Origin of the sequence: Microcystis sp. M49636_WE2 (assembly GCF_030065375.1) — a bacterium.
GTDB lineage: Bacteria > Cyanobacteriota > Cyanobacteriia > Cyanobacteriales > Microcystaceae > Microcystis > Microcystis aeruginosa_C.
In genome coordinates this window covers 1-2,411 of record NZ_JASJFG010000276.1, presented here as the reverse complement: position 1 = coordinate 2,411, position 2,411 = coordinate 1, and the positions used below count along the sequence as shown (strand labels likewise).

Genomic DNA, 2,411 nt, shown 5'->3' with positions numbered 1-2,411 from the left:
GGATCGGTTTTTGGAGTGACGGCAAAAATTCCATCGGTTTTCATGGCACCCCCGCGGAAAATTCCCTCGGTAGCGCCGCTTCCCATGGTTGTGTGCGGATGCGGAATCGGGATGTGAAAGTGTTGTTTGATTTAGTCCGCAGGGGAACCCCCGTCATCGTTCAACCTTAATTCTGGCAGGTATTTTTTTAAGATGGGCAGGTCTTCCGGGCGATCTATATCGGCTAATTTAGGCAGATAAGCGGTCTTTAAAGCCAGTTTAGCGGCGATTGTCTGAGTTTTTGCCAAGACTTCCCCCGTTCCCCAAGGAATACCGTCAAAAAGCTCTGGAAAGACCTGTTTTAAAGCAATTAGGTAGTATCCTCCATCTAACGCCGGCCCTAAAACCATATCGTGGGTTTTTAGGGCCTCAAAGCCTGCTAAAATCTCTTTTTCCCCGATTTCTGGACAATCTGTGCCAATAATAGCGATCGCTGTCATCCCTTGAGCAAAACCATCGGCAAAGGCATTTTGCATCTTTTCTCCTAAGTCTTTTCCCCGTTGAGAATGATAGGAATAATGCTCACCTAACCAAGTACGCATTTTCTCCTCGCTGCCGCCATGGTAGTAGATGATCAGAGAGAGAAAATTCTTCAAACCCGCTAATTTACCGAGAGTATATTCGGCCAGTTTGCGGTGCAATTCTTCGGCTCCCTCGGCTGCCAAAGCTGGAATCATACGGGTTTTTACTTTCCCCAATTCCGGATAACGGGTAAAAATAATTAGTTGTTGTCTCCAGTCCACGAGTAATTGCGACGATGATATTAATTATTAGTTTTAGCCTACTGTTAATAGGAGGCAAGAAAACCAATAAAACGGGCTTTATTGGCTTAATATAGATTATTGTAAGTGGGTGGGTGGAATTAAATATAAGATGAACGTAGGTACGATGTCGGCGATCGCTTGATTGAGTCGAAACCTTTTTCCTAGCGGCATTTCAGACTTTTTCCGTCAACCCTGATTAGCTAGGGACTAGGCTTTTTGGGTGAGTTTAAACAGGATAAACCAGCATCTTTAGCAGTAGGATACTTGATTGGGACAAAAGCAAAATCTGAACTTAGTGTCCGACACTCCACAATGTGAACAAATTCTACGGAGGGATCTTGGGGATCGCCATTTTCATCCAACTTCTTGCGATCGCCATTTTCATCGAATTGAATTGTCCCAGTTGCACCTTTAGTGACAAGAAACTCACGAGACTTTAAGTGTTCAAGGATATTAATTCGTGTGGGAGTATTTGCCTTTTCTAGAGCTTTTGTTAGAGCAAGCGTTGCATCATAGGATAGGGCTGTTATTGCATTAACAGAAGTTGTAGTCCATAAAATTTTGGCATCCTTAAGAAAATTTTTGTTAGGACTGGTTAAAGAATCCCAAGGAACCGCTATAACAAACTTTTGAAAAGGTTGTAGGTTGTCAATTTGTTCTAAGGTACGAGAACTACGAAGTCCCCATGATCCGATAACCCAATTTTGACTATTATTAAGTTTTATAAGTCTAATTGCATCGCCTTGAGCATTGCCAATTGCTTTTGGGAATAGTACAAGCCCTATTGTTTCTGTTATTTTTGCTTCTGTTTGTCGTCGTAACTCTTGGATGGCTTCTTCTGCCTTAAAATTATTTCCCAGATCAAATTCATCTAATTTTACTACAGTTCCAGAGAATGGAGGGCGTGTAAAAATAGTTTTAAAACTATTAAAAAAAGATTCACTAAATGGACTTCCTTCACTATAAAAGCCCACCACTTTTTTAATAGACTTTTCTTGCAAAAATTTTGCAATGGCAGGAGATTGTTGATCGCTGGAAAAAACAGTTCGCAGGAAATTTTTTCTGGGGTATTTAGTAAGCTCGCTAGTCGTTGATCCGGGAGAAATCAAAACTAAATTATTTTGATTATAAATATCCACCGTTGCCACAGTCATTTCACTGGGATAGTGACCAACAACCCCTAAAATTTCAGGACGCTGGGAAAGAGATGATGCTGTCTTTTGGGCTAGTAATTCGTCATTTTCATCATTAGTAATGACAACTTTTAATCCCTTACCATTAATCGCTTTTTTATTGATAAAATCTTGATCTGGAAAATACTTGAGGAATGGATCATTGTCATTTAAAATTCCTAGATTAATTTTTGTTTGTAATTGCGCTACTCCTCGTAACATTTCATTTGCTCGACTATCACCATCATCATCATTAAAGTCATTTTGATTTTTGGGAATACTAACAGCAACAGCAATCGTGTAATATGGCATTTTATTGGCTTCTAGTAAAGCATTATTTAAGTAAATTAACGTTTCTGGATCTAGCCTATCCTGTTGCCATGCGTCCTTAAATCTTAACAGGGCTTTTTGATAATCACACTGTGCAAAATATTCT

At 39.9% G+C, this 2,411-nt stretch carries 3 protein-coding genes; 1 reads left to right on the top strand and 2 read right to left on the bottom strand.

What is annotated here, in order from left to right; translation table 11 throughout:
• A partial coding sequence (locus PX484_RS06640) for a L,D-transpeptidase (RefSeq protein WP_288103210.1) occupies positions 1 to 170 on the top strand: 170 nt, incomplete at its 5' end.
• Here PX484_RS06640 and PX484_RS06635 read toward each other — a convergent pair.
• Complete coding sequence (locus PX484_RS06635) at positions 132 to 782, bottom strand: TIGR04282 family arsenosugar biosynthesis glycosyltransferase (RefSeq protein WP_287765974.1); 651 nt, start codon at positions 780 to 782, stop codon at positions 132 to 134. The two genes, PX484_RS06640 and PX484_RS06635, sit on opposite strands and share 39 nt — an antisense overlap.
• 221 nt (positions 783 to 1,003) lie before the next feature.
• Positions 1,004 to 2,411, bottom strand: a 1,408-nt coding sequence (locus PX484_RS06630; RefSeq protein WP_288103208.1) for an ABC transporter substrate-binding protein, incomplete at its 5' end; no start/stop codon positions are given.